The organism is Stenotrophomonas sp. SrG, assembly GCF_050031795.1.
Taxonomy (GTDB): domain Bacteria; phylum Pseudomonadota; class Gammaproteobacteria; order Xanthomonadales; family Xanthomonadaceae; genus Stenotrophomonas; species Stenotrophomonas rhizophila_A.
Genome location: NZ_JBNBBE010001508.1, coordinates 1 through 233, shown reverse-complemented (window position 1 = coordinate 233; position 233 = coordinate 1). Strand labels below are relative to the sequence as shown.

Sequence of the window (233 nt, the reverse complement as noted above, 5' to 3'; positions counted from 1 at the left end):
ACACCATCCGGTTGCGGATGGTAAGCTTGCGATACCGCCCCTGCCCCGTGCCCGCGATAAGAAAGCCAGCCTGTTCCGCCATGGACTCAACCTGTGGCCGCCGTTCCTGGTTGCCGGCATCCACGTCACCGAGGTCACGCCCGACTACCGGTATGTCCGGGTGGAGCGGCGGATGCGGCCGTGGAACAAGAACTATGTGGGCACGCACTTTGGCGGCAGCCTGTTCGCCATGA

1 protein-coding gene is annotated in these 233 nt (G+C 63.9%); it reads left to right on the top strand.

Translation table 11 applies throughout. From position 1 onward, the window contains the following. Positions 1-40: 40 nt before the first annotated feature. The coding region (locus ACQG3P_RS24410; RefSeq protein ID WP_426806492.1) for a DUF4442 domain-containing protein at positions 41-233 on the top strand (193 nt) is incomplete at its 3' end.